Below are 14,827 nucleotides of genomic sequence, written 5' to 3'. Positions count from 1 at the left end.
AGCATATGTCATCACCCGAAGCAGTCATCGTCTCCACCGCGCGCACCGGCGTTGGCAAGGCCTACCGGGGCGCGCTCAACAACACGGACGGTCCAACGCTCGCCGGCCATGTCATGGCCGAGGCGGTGAAGCGCGCCGGCATCGCGCCCGGTGAGGTCGAAGATGTGGTCATGGGCTGCGCGATGCAGCAGGGCACCATGGTGATGAACGTTGCGCGCAAGGGCGCGATCCGCGCCGGGCTTCCGGTGACCGTTGCCGGCACGACGATCGACCGCCAATGTGCCTCCGGTCTGCAGGCGATCGCGGTGGCCGCGCGCTCGGTGATGCTCGACGGCGTCGAGATCGCGATCGGCGGCGGCATCGAGTCGATCAGCCTGGTGCAGAACGATCACATGAACAGGTTCCACGCCGTCGATGAGGAATTGATGGCGATGAAGCCGGAGATGTACATGTCGATGCTGGAGACCGCCGAGGTCGTCGCTGAGCGCTACAAGATCGGTCGCGACAAGCAGGACGAATACAGCCTCGAGTGTCAACGCCGCGTCGGCGCCGCGCTGCAGGGCGGCCGCTTCAGCGACGAGATCGTGCCGATCACGACGAAGATGGCGGTGGTCGACAAGGACACCAAGGAGGCCAGCTATCAGCAGGTGACGCTGGCCAGGGACGAGGGGCCGCGGCCGGATACCACGGCGGAAGGCCTCGCCAAGATCAAGCCGGTATTCGAAGGCAAGACCATCAGCGCCGGCAATGCCAGCCAGCTCTCGGATGGCGCCTCGGCCTGCGTGGTCATGAGCGACAGGATCGCCGCGCAAAAGGGACTCAAGCCGCTCGGCATCTTCCGCGGCTTCGTCGCCGCCGGGGTCGAGCCCGACGAGATGGGTGTCGGCCCGGTCGCTGCGATCCCGCGGCTCCTCAAGCGCCACAATCTGAAGATCGACGACATCGATCTCTGGGAGCTCAACGAGGCGTACGCTGTCCAGGTGATCTATTGCCGCGACAAGCTCGGCATCGATCCCGACAAGCTGAACGTCAACGGCGGCTCGATCGCGATCGGCCATCCCTATGGCATGACCGGGTCGCGGCTGACGGGCCACCTCCTGATCGAGGGTCGGCGGCGCAAGGCGAAGTACGGCGTCGTGACCATGTGCATCGGCGGCGGCATGGGCGCGGCCGGTCTGTTCGAAATCATCCACTGATCGGGAAAAGCGGGAGATCATCGTGAAGACAGCGATCACTGAACTGTTCGGCATCCAGCACCCGATCATCCAGGGCGGCATGCATTATGTCGGCTTTGCCGAGATGGCGGCCGCGGTGTCCAACGCCGGAGGCCTCGGCATCATCACCGGCCTGACGCAGCGGACGCCTGAGCTATTGGCAAAGGAAATCGCGCGCTGCCGCGACATGACCGACGAGCCGATCGGCGTGAACCTGACGTTCCTGCCGAGCTTTACGGCGCCGCCCTATCCGGAATACATCGCGGCGATCAGGGAAGGTGGCGTGAAGGCCGTGGAGACCGCCGGCCGCAGCCCCGAGCAGTACATGCCGGCGCTGAAGGCCGCCGGCATCAAGGTGATCCACAAATGCACCTCGGTGCGGCATTCGCTAAAGGCCGAGAAGATCGGCTGCGATGCCGTGAGCGTGGACGGCTTCGAGTGCGGCGGCCATCCCGGCGAGGACGACATTCCGAACATGATCCTGCTGCCGCGCGCGGCCGACGAGCTCAAGATTCCGTTCGTGGCCTCCGGCGGCATGGCCGATGCGCGCAGCCTGGTCGCGGCGCTGTCGATGGGCGCTGCCGGCATGAACATGGGTACGCGCTTCATCGCCACCAAGGAGGCGCCGGTCCATCCCAATGTGAAGCAGGCGCTGCTTGACGCCACCGAGCTCGATACGCGCCTCGTGATGCGCTCACTGCGCAACACCGAGCGGGTGCTGAAGAACAAGGGCGTCGACGAACTGCTCGAGATCGAGCGCGAGAAGGGCGCCACGCTGAAGATCGACGACATCCACGAGCAGGTCGCGGGCGTCTATCCGAAGGTGATGATCGACGGCGAGATGGATGCCGGAGCCTGGAGCTGCGGCATGGTGGTCGGCTTGATCAACGACATTCCGACGGTGAAGGAGCTAATCGACCGCATCATGGCAGAGGCCGAGGCGATCATCCGCCAGCGGCTGACTGGATTCCTTGACGGGACGATCGAGCCTGCACGGACCCGCGCGGTCGCCTGACGAGGCGCGACATACGAGCACGTCAAGACCGGGATAGCTGACGGCGTCACGAGGCTGATACCGCAGCACCCGGAGAAAAAAAGAGCGCCAGGGAGGAAGAGCATGCCAGTCGCCGGTAGCCATCAATACCCCACCATGGAATCCGTGATTTACGGCAAGCCGGCGGCGGAGGCGCTGCGGGAGGAGGCCGAACGGCTGGGCGCCAAGCGCGTCTATTTGATCGCCAGCCGCACGCTCAACACCATCACCGACGAGATCGAGAAGATCCGGGCGGCGCTCGGTGCGCGCCATGCCGCGACCTTCGATGGCGTGCCGCAGCACACCACCCGGGACGTGGTGACGCAGATTGCGCGACAGGCCAAGGATGCTCAAGCCGATCTGGTCGTCGCGATCGGCGGCGGTTCGGTGGTCGACGCGGCCAAGATCGTGCTGATGTGCATGGAGCACGAGATCTTCGAACCGATGGGGCTGGACGGATTCGAGACCACGCCGGACCGCCGCTTCGGGGCATTTCGCGCGCCGAAGGTGCGGATGATCGCGATCCCCAGTACGCTCTCGGGCGGTGAGTACAATTCCGGCGCGCTCGTCACCGATACCAGCCGCAAGCTGAAGCAGATCTTCAATCATCCGAAGATGATGCCGCGCAGCATCATCCTCGACCCCGCGATCACGAAATACACGCCCGAGAAGCTCTGGCTGGGGTCTGGCACGCGGGCGATGGATCACGGCATCGAGGCGATCTGCTCAAGCCGTCCTAATGTGCTCGTCGATGTCGTGTGCCAGCAGGGGCTGCGTTATCTGCACGATGGGCTCCTGCGCACCAAGGACAACCCAAACGACGAAGCGGCACGGCTGAGCTGCCAGTTGGGGTCCTGGATGTCAGCCTTCGGGTTGCAGGCGCGGGTGCCGATGGGCGCGAGCCATGCCATCGGCCATGTTCTTGGCGGGACCTGTGACGTGCCGCATTATTTCTGCACGGCCGTGATGATGCCGAGCGTGCTGCGATATAATCTACCGGCCACGCAGATCGCTCAAGAAGCGGTCGCGACCGCACTCGGTGCGCCGGGGCGCGATGCCGGCGAGACTTTTGCAGCTTTCATCGCGGAGCTCGGCCTGCCGCGGCGGCTTGCCGACGTCGGCGTGGCCGAGGACCGTTTTGAGCTGATCGGCAAGAACGCAATGCTGTCGATCTTCACGCGGGCGAACCCCCAGCCGATCCGTGAGCCCGGCGACATCGTCAAGATACTTAAGCTGGCCGCCTGAAGCGGCCACTCAATCTCCGTCGCGCCTGCTGCATGAAGGGCGCGCGCAAAACAACAATGGAGGAACGCGCGATGTCCTGGGGCACACGACTGGCCTGCGCACTCGTGATTGCGATGTCCACACCTTGCTGGGCGGGTGACGCACCGGGTGTCACGCCGACGAAGATCAAGATCGGTGGTATTTTCCCGCTGAGCGGACCAGCTTCTTCGATCGGCCAGGTCGGGCAGGGCGTGCAGGCCTATGTGCAATCGATCAACGATCGCGGCGGCATCCACGGGCGCAAGATCGACTATGTCATGATGGACGATGCGTACAGTCCGCCCAAGGCGTTCGAGCATGTGCGAAAGCTGGTGGAGAGCGACGAGGTCGCCTTTATGTTCAGCCAGCTTGGCACAGCGGGTAACTCCGCCGTGGCAAAATATCTTGCCGCAAAACGTGTGCCGACGATCGCGATCGTCACGGGAGCGAGCAAGTTCACCAGCGTCAAGGACTATCCGCTGACGACCACCGGCCTCGTCAGCTATGACACCGAAGGCAAGATCTACGCAAAATATCTGATGCGTGCGCTGCCCGCGGCAAAATACGCAATCCTCTACCAGAATGATGATCTCGGCCGCGACTACGTCAGCGCTTTCAAGGCGGTCCTGGGCGCCAATTTCGACAAGCGCGTGGTTATCGCCAGTTACGAGGTGACGGAACCGACCGTGGACTCGCAAGTGGTCTCGCTGAAGAGCTCGGGCGCGCAAGCGCTGTTTGTCGCGGGCACGCCGAAGTTTGCAGCGCAGGCGATCCGTCGCGCAGCGGAGACTGGATGGAAGGCGACGATCCTGATCAACTTCCCTTCGTCCTCGGTGGCTGGCACACTGAGACCGGCGGGCCTGGAAAACTCCATCGGTGTCATCGTCGGGACCCCGAACAAGGATCCGAATGACCAGAAATGGACCGACGACGAGGCGATCAAAGGTTATCGAGCCTTCTTCGATCGGTACCTGGCCGGCTCCGATATCACCAACACCAGCTATCTGACGGGGTACCAGCAGGGCTTGGTGCTGGAGCAGATCCTCAAGCAATGCGGCGACGATCTTTCGCGCGACAACGTCATCAAGCAGGCGAAATCGCTGAAGGACATTGCGCTGCCGACCGCGCTGCCCGGCATCCGGATCAACACCAGCGAAAGCAACAACATGATATGGACGCAGTTGCAGCTCCAACGATGGACCGGCACACGCTGGGAGCAGTTCGGTGAAATTCTCGACGCGAGCTCGGAGTAGGGCATCCGGCTCTGGTGGTCGCGGGCCCCGTCGTCCTGTGGGTACAAAGAGTCGCCGGGAGCAAACCATGATGGCTGAATTGCGCATATTCTCGTACCTGCCCAATCCGCGCGTCTGGAAGGCGACCATTGCCGCCCGGTTCTGCGGCGTCGAAGTCGAGGTCAGGGGTGCGTCAGGCAAGGAGTTGCGGGACTGGCTGTGGGATTATGACGCGCGTCCCCTCACGCAGGGCGAACGGGAATCCCTTTCGTCCTTTGCACGAACCGGGCGGGTCGGGTTGACCGGCGCGCAACTCTTCAAGACTGACGCTTTTCTGGAAACACAGCCGTTCGGCAACGTGCCCGCCGCGTTCGGGCCTGACGGAAGCACCGGAATATTCGAGTCGAACAGCATCATGCGGGCGGTCGCGCGGCTGGGCGAGGCGAGGTTTCCGCTTTACGGGCGTGACGCCTATGAAGCATCCAGGATTGACAGCTTTCTGGATGTCAGCCTGGTCTTCGCCAGGGATTCACAAATCTATCTCCTTGCACTGTCGGATTGCACGGTTGATGCGGCCGTTCACGCGCGTGCCCAAGCGGCATTCGCGATCTATGCCTCGGGGCTCGAACAGGCGCTGTCGCCAAGGCGCGATACGCTGGTGGGAGACGGCATCACGCTAGCCGACATCTGCTTTGCAGCCGAGCTTGCGCTATTCATGAACGAGCACGTGCGGGTCGAGCAGTTGAGCGCGCGCGGGTTGGACAGGATCTTGCACGCTGGAGTTCGGGACGAGTACCCGCGCGTGTTCGCCCACCTTGATCGGCTGGTCGACCACACGAATTTCAGGCCGGACCTCAAACCGTACGTTGAAAAGTTGCTTTCAAAAGCGGCCGACTGAGGCTGCCAGCTCGAGCGAGGAGGATTGATCGCATGACCGCACCTGTCTGCCTTATTTCCGGCGTCGGACCCGGCACGGGGTCGGCACTCGCCAGGAGATTTACTGAGGGCGGCTATCGCGTCGCCCTGCTCGCCAGGAGCGAGGCGCGTCTAGCCGCACTCGAGAAGGAACTGCCGGGCGCGAAGGCATATCGCTGCGATGTGTCGGATCCCGCGCAGATCGAAGCGGTGGCGTCCACCGTGGAGCGCGAGTTCGGCCATCCCGGCGTCGTCGTCCACAACGCCGTCGGCGGGGCGTTCGGCACCTTCCGCGAGATCGATCCGCAAATTCTTAACCGCAACTTCCAGGTCAACGCAATGGGGTTGTTGTACCTCGCGAGGCGGTTTGCTGCGGCGATGATCGACTCCGGCAAGGGCGCGATCATTGCCACGGGCAATACCTCGGCATTGCGGGGCAAGCCAGGTTTTGCCGGTTTCGCGCCGACCAAGGCGGCACAGCGGATTCTCGCCGAGTCGATCGCGCGCGATCTGGGTCCAAAAGGCGTACACGTCGCCTACGTCGTCGTCGACGCTGTGATCGACCTGGAGTGGACGAGGAAGCGCTGGCCAGACCGGCCGGACGACTTCTTCATCAAGCCCGCGGCGATCGCCGACGAGATCTGGCATGTCGCACACCAGCATCGCAGCGCGTGGTCGTTCAATGTCGAACTGCGGCCTTTTGGCGAGAGCTGGTAGCCGGCAAAGACAACGTCGAACAACACCCCTGGCCATAATAGCCAGCATCGAGTGTTGGGCGCTTCTGTAGAGACTCGCCGAATGAATGATTATGGAATGGCCACTTGTCGCGGCGCAAAGCAGCCATCCGTAGGATGGGCGCTGTCGCCAGGCTGCAGCGCAAACCCAATCGTGATAGCCGCACGGGTGCATTGTCGTCATTCAGTGCAAGAAGGCACCCGGTTAAAATACGGGGTGCACAGCTATGGCCAGTCGATCCGCGAGAATGGAATTACGATCGGGTATCGATCCGGGCCTTTAGCCCGCTGATAAGCAGATCGAGTCCTGCTTCGAAGCGATCGTCAAGATCGTCGTCGAACATACGGTGCAAAGCCGTGTGGATGCTTGGGTACTTCATTGCCGCAAGGTTCGCGAATTCCGCTTGTCGGTTCGCGAGATCGAGCGGGCCGCCTGTTCGCGGATCCAGTCCTTGTTCCTCCATCGTGAAACCCAGCACGTAATAGACGAGACTGAAGGCTGCGTCGGACGAAAGCTTTGGCGAAGCGCCAGCTTCCTGCATTAGAGCCATCATGGCTTCGACGACTCGAAGTACGTTGTCGGTAGGAACATACGTACCGGCGAAGACACGAGCACCGTCCCGGTGAGCGAGAAAAGCCCTCCGGATGGCGCGGAAAACAGCCTTCAGCCGCACATCCCAGATCTGGCCTTTGCGATTCCGCGGCAGCGACACGGCGCCAAAAATGGCATCCGCCATGCCGTCCAGCAATGCCTGCTTGTTGGGAAAATGCCAATACAGCGAAGGCGCCTGAATCTTCAAGGCGGTGGCGAGCCGCCGCATCGTGAGGCCCTCCAGCCCAACCTCATCAAGCAAGGTCAGCGCAGCCCGTACGATCACCTCTTGTTGAATGCCCACACCGGCTGCCAACGCTTGATCTCCCTAACATCGTTAGATCATATCTTACATCGTAAGATACGTGGTGAGATGATCATGAGCAATGAATTTGACGTCGTCGTCATTGGCGGCGGACCGGTGGGACTGTGGCTCGCCTGTGAACTGGCGCTGGCAAAAGTGAAAGTCCTCGTGCTGGAACGGCGCACCGAACGCGTCACCCAATCCCGCGCATTGACGATCCACGGTCGAACCCTGGAGGTGTTCGCCCTGCGTGGGATCGCGGAGCGCTTCCTCTCACAAGGTCGGCCGAACCCCGGGTTTTTCTTCGGAGGGCTGGATACGCTGCTTGACTTCTCGACATCGGAATCGCGCTTTCCTTTCACGCTGTTCCTGCCACAGGCGACGACCGAAAGGCTCATCGAGGAGCGTGCACTGGAGCTGGGCGTGGACATCAGGCGTGGCCACCTTGTGGAAGCGGTTGAGCAGAATGCCGACAGCGTCATCATACGGGGTCGGAACGGCGAGGTGCCGGTCGGCTTTGCCGCTCGCTACGCCGCTGGGGCGGATGGCGCTCGCAGTATCGTAAGGCAAGCCTTAGCCATCGATTTTGTCGGTCATCCGGCACGTCATACAATGACATTGGCAGACGTTGCGCTCGACGCACCACCAGAGAAACCGGTCCTCACTCTGGTCAACGAGGCTGGTGGTATGGTTCTCGCCCCACGTGGCGATGGTGTTCATCACAGAATTGGCGTCATCGATGCATCGTCACCCTATTTAGCACCCTCTGAGCCGGTATCGCTCGCCGAGGTCGCGGCTTGCGCGGCCCGCATTTTCGGCAGGGATCTCCGTCCGCGCGATCCTGTTTGGATATCGCGCTTCACAGATGAATCGCGCCTCGCTGAGCGCTATCGGAAAGGGCGGATTTTCCTGGCTGGCGATGCCGCTCACATTAATCCGCCGATGGGCGGTCAGGGCATGAACGTCGGCATCCAGGACGCCATGAATCTGGGCTGGAAACTGGCGAGTGTCATACGCGGTACCGCGTCTGACGAGATGCTCGATAGCTATCAGTCAGAACGGAGGCCGATCGGCGAAGCGCTCCAGGATGACACGCTTGCGCAATTCGCGCTGTTCTCCGCATTTGATCCTCCGGCCTTGGCTTTGCGGCGCATGCTCAGCGGCTTTCTTCGCGTGCCGGAGGTCAACCGCCAGCTCGCGGACCAGCTCTCCGGCTTTGGTGTTGCCTATCCAGAACCGCTGTTTCAGGCGGAGCGCAATTGGGAGCATCGGAAAGGTGTAAGTGGGCATCGTCTTTCCGACGGGGATCTTGTGTTGAGGGACGGCTCGCGCACGACCCTCTACTCCTATCTCCAAGAAGGCCGCTGGGTCCTGTTGCAAGTCGCTGAGGAGGGCAACGCAACGCCCGTCAGGGACGCAATCAACATCGTCAGCCTGGCACCCGGCGCCAACGACGGTCTGCTCGGAAAATTCGCTTCAATGCTTGTCCGTCCGGACGGCTACGTCGCGCACGTGCGCTCAATAGACGACGCAGGCAGCATCGAGTTCGCCGCCTGATTGCCCGCGCGGGCAGGTGTTCAGGACGACAACGGTCACACCTCTGCCCGAGTCGCCTCACGACGCTTTGACTTGCCATTAAGCACGTCATGTAACACCTCAATGAGATGACGGTCGTCATTTACAAACGGAAAGGGTAAATTTGTGTCAGCAACAGGCGTCGTAAATGTCGACGATGCGCGCGTCGCATATCGATTGCACGGGCGTGGTCCTGCCGTTGTGCTCGTAAACGGCACCGGGGGCGGAGACGGGCATTGGGGCGATCTCATCGAACGGCTGGCCCGAAGCCGCACAGTGGTGACGCTGGACTATTCCGGTGCGGGTGAGACCACTGACAATGGCGCCCCGCTCGACTTGCCGACGCTGGCCCGGCAGGTGGCCGCGGTATCCGAGGCGGTCGCCGCACCGCACGTCGACCTCGTGGGCCATTCGCTCGGCGCCGCCATAGCAACCGTTCTAGCAGCAGAGCGACCTGAACTGGTCCGCACGCTCACCTTGGTAGCCGGTTTTTTGACCGCCGCCGAGCCACGTCTGAAGCTGACCTTCGAGCTGTGGCGCCGTCTTATCGCCGTGGATCGTGAGGGTTTCATCCAGATCCTCGCGCTGACAACCTTATCGGACAAGTTCTTCGCCAGTCCGCTTGCGGCACATCTCGACGCGCTGGCCCAGGGCATTCTTACAGGCACGAACTGGGAGGGTTTGGCGAGGCAGGTAGAGCTTGATCTGCGCGTCGACATCCACGCAGAAGCCAGCCGGGTCCGGTGCCCGACGCTCGTTGTCGGATGCGCCCACGATCAGATCGTCACCCGCGCTCGCGATCTCTGTGACCGGATTCCAGATGCGACGTTCAGCGAGATCGACGCCGGACATCAGGCCTATTTCGAGGCCTCCGAGGAGTTTGCCGCCAAGTTCCTGACCTTCGCGGACGGACTGTACTCGCCAAGGCGTCTTTCGTCCTCGGTTTCCTGATCAGTAACGAGTTCGACAGGTCAGTGAGGAGACCATGAACGACGAAAAGATTCCGCCTAACGCGCGCGACTGCGATGACCAGCAGAAACGATGCGAAGCTATGGCGATCATAGAAGCAGAAAACTCGCTTCAGACAATTTTGAAAGACCTCCGCCGTCAAGAAAAGCACAGCGTGGTATTCAATCAGTATCACCGCCAATTTCTCAATTTCCTGCGCGATGCCGATTGGATTGCCTGCATGAAGCTGCCCGACACTCCCAGAACAACGCTTACCCTTCTGCGAAATGGATGGATCGAGCGACGCGCAACGAAAGATGGCATCGAATACCGCATAACTGAAGCTGGCCTGACCGAATTGAGCCGGCCACGATAACCGCCAGGCCGCGGATTGGGGAACGACGGACGTGTCGACCGCCATGCAACTGATCGTCGCTGGCTACGTGAGGGTGCGAGATCGGCGCGCCCTCGCTGATCTACTTGCGCATCGACGCAAGGTGCTGGGCGAACTACATTCTGTCTCCGGCATCAACCCAGCGAACGCTGTTCAGGCCATCCAAGACGAGGTAGCGATCATCGAAGCCGGTCTTGAGGAACTAAAGCCGGTTCGCTGCCTGAGAACGAGTGGAGCTAGCGATGCGCGTCAACAAGATCAACTGGGACAAAATCGGCCGGGCAACCGAGCCGGGTCGATATCAGTGCTTTTTCGGATATCTCAACGTCACTTCAGAGTTTAGACACGCTACCCCGACGCGACGTTCACCTTGATCGCGCGGCCGACGACTGAGCAATCGGTGGGGGAAGATTACCGCCTGGGCGCGTTCGACATCGGCGATCGTCAACAGTAGGCCCGCTCGGCGACGCGGCCTAAGGACTGAAGCATTGCAGCCCCCATAGGAACTTTGCCACGCAGGTTCGGTTGGTTAGGGTGTGTCGTTCGGCGGCCCTTTGCCAACTCAGGAGATGAAGGTGGCAAAAGCTTTAATTTCAAAGGCGGACCTCGAACGCATTGCGCTTCAGGACATTCGTAGTTTCCCCGGCTCCGAACATGTCGTCTCAGTAGAAGTCGAATACGAGGCCCATCAACCACAGGGCATCAACTGGCAATTGTGTGTCATAGCGAACGACGGAGGCGATCTCGACCGCATTCAATATGCCGCCAAGGTCACAAGCGATCGGTTGAAGCGCCGATACGATCTTCGGCTGGCCTTCTAGGCAGCACGATCAGCCGTGGCGTCCAGTTAGAACTCGGATTGCGAAAGAAGCGCCCCCGCAACAGTTGCGATGATTGAAGTCAATGGCGCGCTAATGCCGGAGGTCCCTCGGCGCACCTTCCACTTCTTCGATGATCCCCTCGACGTCGGGCAGGTCGGCCCGATCGGCCATATTGCACTTGCAAGGCATGCCGGCGCCGCGCTGGCATGCTCCGCGCGACAGCAGCCCTTGTTCCAGATTTAACTTTCCGCGGCGACATCAAGCTTAATCCGCGTCTTCGGTTGCACCTGGGCTGCAGGGCGTTAGCCTCTCTTGCACCGGACATTGCCCCGTTCGGGTTCACCATGGCGCAGCCGTCGCGCCAAGATATTCGGCGCGGCGGCTTCGTTTCCTTTATCCGACACAATCTTCATTTGGCGAATATGCCCGACGATGACCGGCTCGACCTCGTTGAGATGCGACGACAGATCACGAACTTGCGCTCGCAACATTCTGACAACCTTCTCGTCACATCGCGATTGAACCGCTTCCTCGTGAAGATTGCTTTTCTTTCGGAGCCAAAAGATGCGGCGCACGCTCGGCATCTTCAGTCCGAATTCGCTCGTACGCTGCGACTTGTTGAGGAAATGGTCTCAAGGAACCGGTCCACGAAGCGGACCGGCGTCGTTAAGCGACCCAAGTAATACAAACGCAAGAAGGTCCTTGCACCCGCCGGCGCGGTGCCGCTGCTGGATGCAGTCGCGAGGTCGTCCTCGTTTCGCGTATCGACGCCTTCGCGGCGAGGGGGGCGCCGTCCCCCTTGGTCGGCGACCCCCGCCATGTGATGCTGCTAACGTCCCGAGGCAAAGTGTCTATTGAATGGACGGGTGTTGAGCGGCGACGCGTCACACGCAAGGCGGTCGACCAGACAGCTATGCTATCGCTCTCAGGCGGTGCGACGGTCACGCCCTGCGCAATGCAAAACCTCTCGGTTCTCGGCGCCGGCATCCTGCTGATGGTTTGCTGATCATGGGCCATGGCCGGCGGCAGATCCTGTGGTTTGGGGTGACCGCGCACCCGACGGCCGAATGGATCGCCAATCAGCTCACGGAAGTCTGCGGCTGGGAGCAAATCCCTCGTTACTTAATCAGGGACCGCGATCAAGCCTATGGCGCGATCTTTGTCCGCCGGGTTCGGTCGATCGGCATTCGAGACCGCCCGACGTCTTTCTGCTCACCATGACAAAGCGCCTACGCAGAACGGTTGATCGGTTCAATCCGGAGGGAATGCATTGATCATGTCGTAGTCTTCGGCGAACGCCATCTGCGCCACGTTCTGCTGTCGTACCAGGCACAGGGCAGAAACCGACCACCGGTTGACCACCGAACCCCCGTGAACAAACAGCGACAGAGGTAGCCAATCCCACGCAGAGTTCGTTGTTTTCATTGATTTTTTCACTTGCTTACTTACGTTCGCAGGTGAGCAAAAGCGCCGGCTCGCGGTTTACAACTCATCCGTAAGCCATTGATCTATGTTGCCCTGTTTGGGCCGTCTTTTACATCTAAGTGCCTGCGATTATTTATGAAGCATCAGACTCTTACTCAGCGGGTCCCAGGTTCGAGCCCTGGTGCGCCCACCATATAAATCAAGATCTTAGCGAGAGAAACCGTTTGAGACCGACGGACTAAAACGGTTTTTCAAACGGTGTTTTTGACGGCCGGGTGGCGAGTCCTCTCTCGGCATTGTGATGTGCCATGCTCGTCACGGCGGAGGCCAAAGGCGTCTCGAAGGCCGCCCGACAGAACCGCTTCCTCACTGTTGTATCTGGGTCAGAGCCGCCCGACATGGCCGGCTTCTTCCCACTTCTGTTCAATGTCATCGGCGACGCATCTGGGCAGCTGCGCACGTCGAGGTTTTGCTGCGGGACCGACGCGCAATCCTCGCGGCCGAGCATTTTCGCCCAGGCGATCAGAGTGCCGTAGGCGGCTCGGTCTGGTAGCAGGCTTTCATTTGACAGCTGCCGCACAAAAATTGCGGAGAGACTTTATTAGAGACGAGCTTGGTGCGCGTGATTGCATGATGTAACCAAGCGCACGACCGCGAACAGGCGGTCGAAAGTCCTCGCCGACGATAAGCGGGATGCAGGATCGTTTAAGTCATAGTATCGGTCAGTCATCCCCTGTGCTGGAGCTGGAGATTATCCTAGCACGCCATCGCTCTTCAAAAGTGTCAGAGCCATCTTTGAGTGCCAACGCTCGTGCATCTAAGGGATTGCCGGGCTTGCTAGCTATGACAATGCCTGTGGCTTCTCCGCGAGAACCGAGTTCGGGCGCCCGCTCTGTAGGCCATTCCAGCAATGCTTTCGACAGCATGGGCTTGCCGGCGTACCAGCATTTTCGTCCGTTGATGAGACGATAGGACCACCATTGCTTCTGATTTGGCGGCATTGCGGCGCTGCATTGTTGCTTAGCATGCACGCTAGTCATTTCGAGCGATGAGAGCGCAGCAATGCAAACGGTTAAAGCAAACGATTGAAGCGGTTTGCTCATGGCTCAATTGCCCTGTCGCTGCAATCGACTCACAGCAACGATCAACGCAGGCCTTTCGAGAACTTCCACCAACTTTTCAAGGATACGCGCACTATCCGTGGGACACGGCTGAAGGTATTCTTCCAATATGAGTTGCGCGTCGCTAATCGCTTCCAAGGCTAATTGCTGATCAGTCATCACTGCTTACTCATCAATTAGTGGCGCTGGAAGTCAGCGAAGGGAGAAATCAAGTCAGCTTTGAGGAATATCCCCGCTCTTCTTTTCACTTTTTATTTCAAATCCCCCACCGTGGGTCGCGGTATCGTCTCGGTCAATGTGCGTAAATAGTCCCGCGAAGGCGGGTCGCGAGCGAAGCGGTGACGGCGACCAAGTAGGCCACTGCTCGCTCTTCCCTCTCCACCCGCCATCGCGAAGGGCATCATCCGGCAATGGCGGCTGCAATGCCTTCGCCTCGTTCCACGGCGCGCGAATACACGTCCCGCTCTTCGTCGGTCGTCAGGAGCACTGGCATTGCCTTGGGATGGACTAGATTCGGCGCCGGTCGTCAGTAGCTACGCTTCGTGTTTGCGCAGTGGTTTGACCAGGAGCCGTCTCGCTGCGAATAGTAAAGCCGCTGCGGTCTCAACCCGGCGGTTTCTACGTTTCTGAGCGATCAGACTTTGGCGACGGCTGTTACGGCCTCGATCATTCGCTCCTTGGTAACCCGCAAGCTACGGACGTAATAGCCTTGTCTCTGGACGGCCGACCTGATCTCGGCGCTGACTTTGAAAACTCTTTTTCTGCTCTTGCGCCACTTATTCCGAGAGCCGAGCACGGGTATCGCAGAGCCTTTGCTTAGGACGAGCAAATCGCGCTTATCATTGTGATAGACATCAAACATCTTTCACCCACTGATCATGCTGAAGTAAACAATGAAATATTGTTCGGTCTCACCGAGCAGCTTAATCTCTCGGATGTCTACGCGGGCTGTAAATGTGCAACGCTCGCCACTTTCTGCTTCGAACATCAACCCCGCCGGCCGCGTGGCAAGGAAGCCGAGTGACCCGGATGCGCCGATCACACCGCCTATGACGGGATCGCCTCGGAAGCGCAACGCGATGGACGCAACTGACCGCGACGCACTTAAGCGCGCCGTCGAGATCGCGCGGCATTGCCAGAGCGATGCGCTCGACCTGATGCCGTGGCAGAGTGCGCCGATGTGATTTGCCAATCACCTCGGCACCGTGCTGCGCGAGCCGTTCGGCGATCCCTCCGGCCGTCGCGAAGCCGGCAAA

General features: G+C 60.4%; 16 protein-coding genes and 1 pseudogene. 11 read left to right on the top strand and 6 right to left on the bottom strand.

From position 1 onward, the window contains the following. Nucleotides 1-5: 5 nt before the first annotated feature. The 6 genes from V1280_RS16345 to V1280_RS16320 all read left to right on the top strand — a co-directional run bounded on the left by V1280_RS16345 (nucleotide 6) and on the right by V1280_RS16320 (nucleotide 6,374). The gene (locus V1280_RS16345; protein ID WP_334525833.1) at nucleotides 6-1,196 is read left to right on the top strand and encodes an acetyl-CoA C-acyltransferase; all 1,191 of its coding nucleotides are present in this window, start codon (nucleotides 6-8) and stop codon (nucleotides 1,194-1,196) included. Between the two features lie 22 nt (nucleotides 1,197-1,218). Continuing rightward, entirely contained in the window at nucleotides 1,219-2,229 is a 1,011-nt protein-coding gene (locus V1280_RS16340; protein WP_334525830.1) for an NAD(P)H-dependent flavin oxidoreductase, read from the top strand. A gap of 102 nt (nucleotides 2,230-2,331) precedes the next feature. Beyond that, nucleotides 2,332-3,492 carry an iron-containing alcohol dehydrogenase gene (locus V1280_RS16335; protein WP_334525827.1) on the top strand — a complete coding sequence of 387 codons (1,161 nt, stop codon included), beginning with the start codon at nucleotides 2,332-2,334 and terminating at the stop codon, nucleotides 3,490-3,492. 71 nt (nucleotides 3,493-3,563) lie between these two features. Beyond that, the gene (locus V1280_RS16330) at nucleotides 3,564-4,763 is read left to right on the top strand and encodes an ABC transporter substrate-binding protein (RefSeq protein WP_334525824.1); all 1,200 of its coding nucleotides are present in this window, start codon (nucleotides 3,564-3,566) and stop codon (nucleotides 4,761-4,763) included. After that, nucleotides 4,735-5,640, top strand: a complete 906-nt coding sequence (locus tag V1280_RS16325; protein ID WP_334525821.1) for a glutathione binding-like protein — start codon at nucleotides 4,735-4,737, stop codon at nucleotides 5,638-5,640. Before V1280_RS16330 ends, V1280_RS16325 begins: the two co-directional genes overlap by 29 nt. Nucleotides 5,641-5,672: 32 nt before the next feature. Then, entirely contained in the window at nucleotides 5,673-6,374 is a 702-nt protein-coding gene (locus V1280_RS16320; protein ID WP_334525818.1) for an SDR family NAD(P)-dependent oxidoreductase, read from the top strand. 271 nt (nucleotides 6,375-6,645) lie between these two features. On the opposite strand, the gene V1280_RS16315 is transcribed toward V1280_RS16320, so the two are convergent. Further along, nucleotides 6,646-7,299 (bottom strand): TetR/AcrR family transcriptional regulator C-terminal domain-containing protein, encoded by a 654-nt coding sequence (locus tag V1280_RS16315; RefSeq protein ID WP_334525815.1) that lies wholly within the window; start codon nucleotides 7,297-7,299, stop codon nucleotides 6,646-6,648. Nucleotides 7,300-7,362: 63 nt separating this feature from the next. Here V1280_RS16315 and V1280_RS16310 point away from each other — a divergent pair, with 63 nt between their 5' ends. From V1280_RS16310 to V1280_RS16295, 4 genes are all read left to right on the top strand, one after another. Continuing rightward, nucleotides 7,363-8,844 (top strand): FAD-dependent oxidoreductase, encoded by a 1,482-nt coding sequence (locus tag V1280_RS16310; RefSeq protein WP_334525812.1) that lies wholly within the window; start codon nucleotides 7,363-7,365, stop codon nucleotides 8,842-8,844. A 144-nt stretch (nucleotides 8,845-8,988) separates the two neighbouring features. Beyond that, the gene (locus V1280_RS16305) at nucleotides 8,989-9,813 is read left to right on the top strand and encodes an alpha/beta fold hydrolase (protein ID WP_334525809.1); all 825 of its coding nucleotides are present in this window, start codon (nucleotides 8,989-8,991) and stop codon (nucleotides 9,811-9,813) included. Between the two features lie 34 nt (nucleotides 9,814-9,847). Then, nucleotides 9,848-10,186 (top strand): hypothetical protein, encoded by a 339-nt coding sequence (locus V1280_RS16300; protein ID WP_334525806.1) that lies wholly within the window; start codon nucleotides 9,848-9,850, stop codon nucleotides 10,184-10,186. Nucleotides 10,187-10,779: 593 nt separating this feature from the next. Further along, nucleotides 10,780-11,025: a hypothetical protein gene (locus V1280_RS16295; protein WP_442895132.1), complete on the top strand. Its 246-nt coding sequence runs from the start codon at nucleotides 10,780-10,782 to the stop codon at nucleotides 11,023-11,025. 302 nt (nucleotides 11,026-11,327) lie between these two features. Here V1280_RS16295 and V1280_RS16290 read toward each other — a convergent pair whose 3' ends face one another. Continuing rightward, nucleotides 11,328-11,609, bottom strand: coding sequence for a hypothetical protein (locus V1280_RS16290; protein WP_334525804.1), 282 nt, complete (start codon nucleotides 11,607-11,609; stop codon nucleotides 11,328-11,330). A gap of 667 nt (nucleotides 11,610-12,276) precedes the next feature. Next, a complete protein-coding gene (locus V1280_RS16285; protein ID WP_334525802.1) occupies nucleotides 12,277-12,450 on the bottom strand; it encodes a hypothetical protein in 174 nt (57 codons plus the stop codon). Between the two features lie 308 nt (nucleotides 12,451-12,758). Here V1280_RS16285 and V1280_RS16280 point away from each other — a divergent pair, with 308 nt between their 5' ends. Next, a complete protein-coding gene (locus tag V1280_RS16280; protein ID WP_334525799.1) occupies nucleotides 12,759-12,986 on the top strand; it encodes a hypothetical protein in 228 nt (75 codons plus the stop codon). Nucleotides 12,987-13,172: 186 nt separating this feature from the next. On the opposite strand, the gene V1280_RS16275 is transcribed toward V1280_RS16280, so the two are convergent. The 3 genes and pseudogenes from V1280_RS16275 to V1280_RS16265 form a co-directional block, all read right to left on the bottom strand. Next, nucleotides 13,173-13,553: a hypothetical protein gene (locus V1280_RS16275; protein WP_334525796.1), complete on the bottom strand. Its 381-nt coding sequence runs from the start codon at nucleotides 13,551-13,553 to the stop codon at nucleotides 13,173-13,175. A gap of 231 nt (nucleotides 13,554-13,784) precedes the next feature. Further along, a pseudogene (locus V1280_RS16270) lies at nucleotides 13,785-14,079 on the bottom strand (hypothetical protein); the annotation flags it as partial. Nucleotides 14,080-14,205: 126 nt separating this feature from the next. Then, nucleotides 14,206-14,433: a hypothetical protein gene (locus tag V1280_RS16265; protein ID WP_334525794.1), complete on the bottom strand. Its 228-nt coding sequence runs from the start codon at nucleotides 14,431-14,433 to the stop codon at nucleotides 14,206-14,208. Nucleotides 14,434-14,827: the final 394 nt, after the last annotated feature.

The organism is Bradyrhizobium sp. AZCC 2230 (genome assembly GCF_036924495.1).
Classification (GTDB): Bacteria; Pseudomonadota; Alphaproteobacteria; order Rhizobiales; family Xanthobacteraceae; genus Bradyrhizobium; species Bradyrhizobium rifense.
Note: the sequence above shows the minus strand (reverse complement) of the source record. Positions and strands in the feature narration are given on the sequence as shown.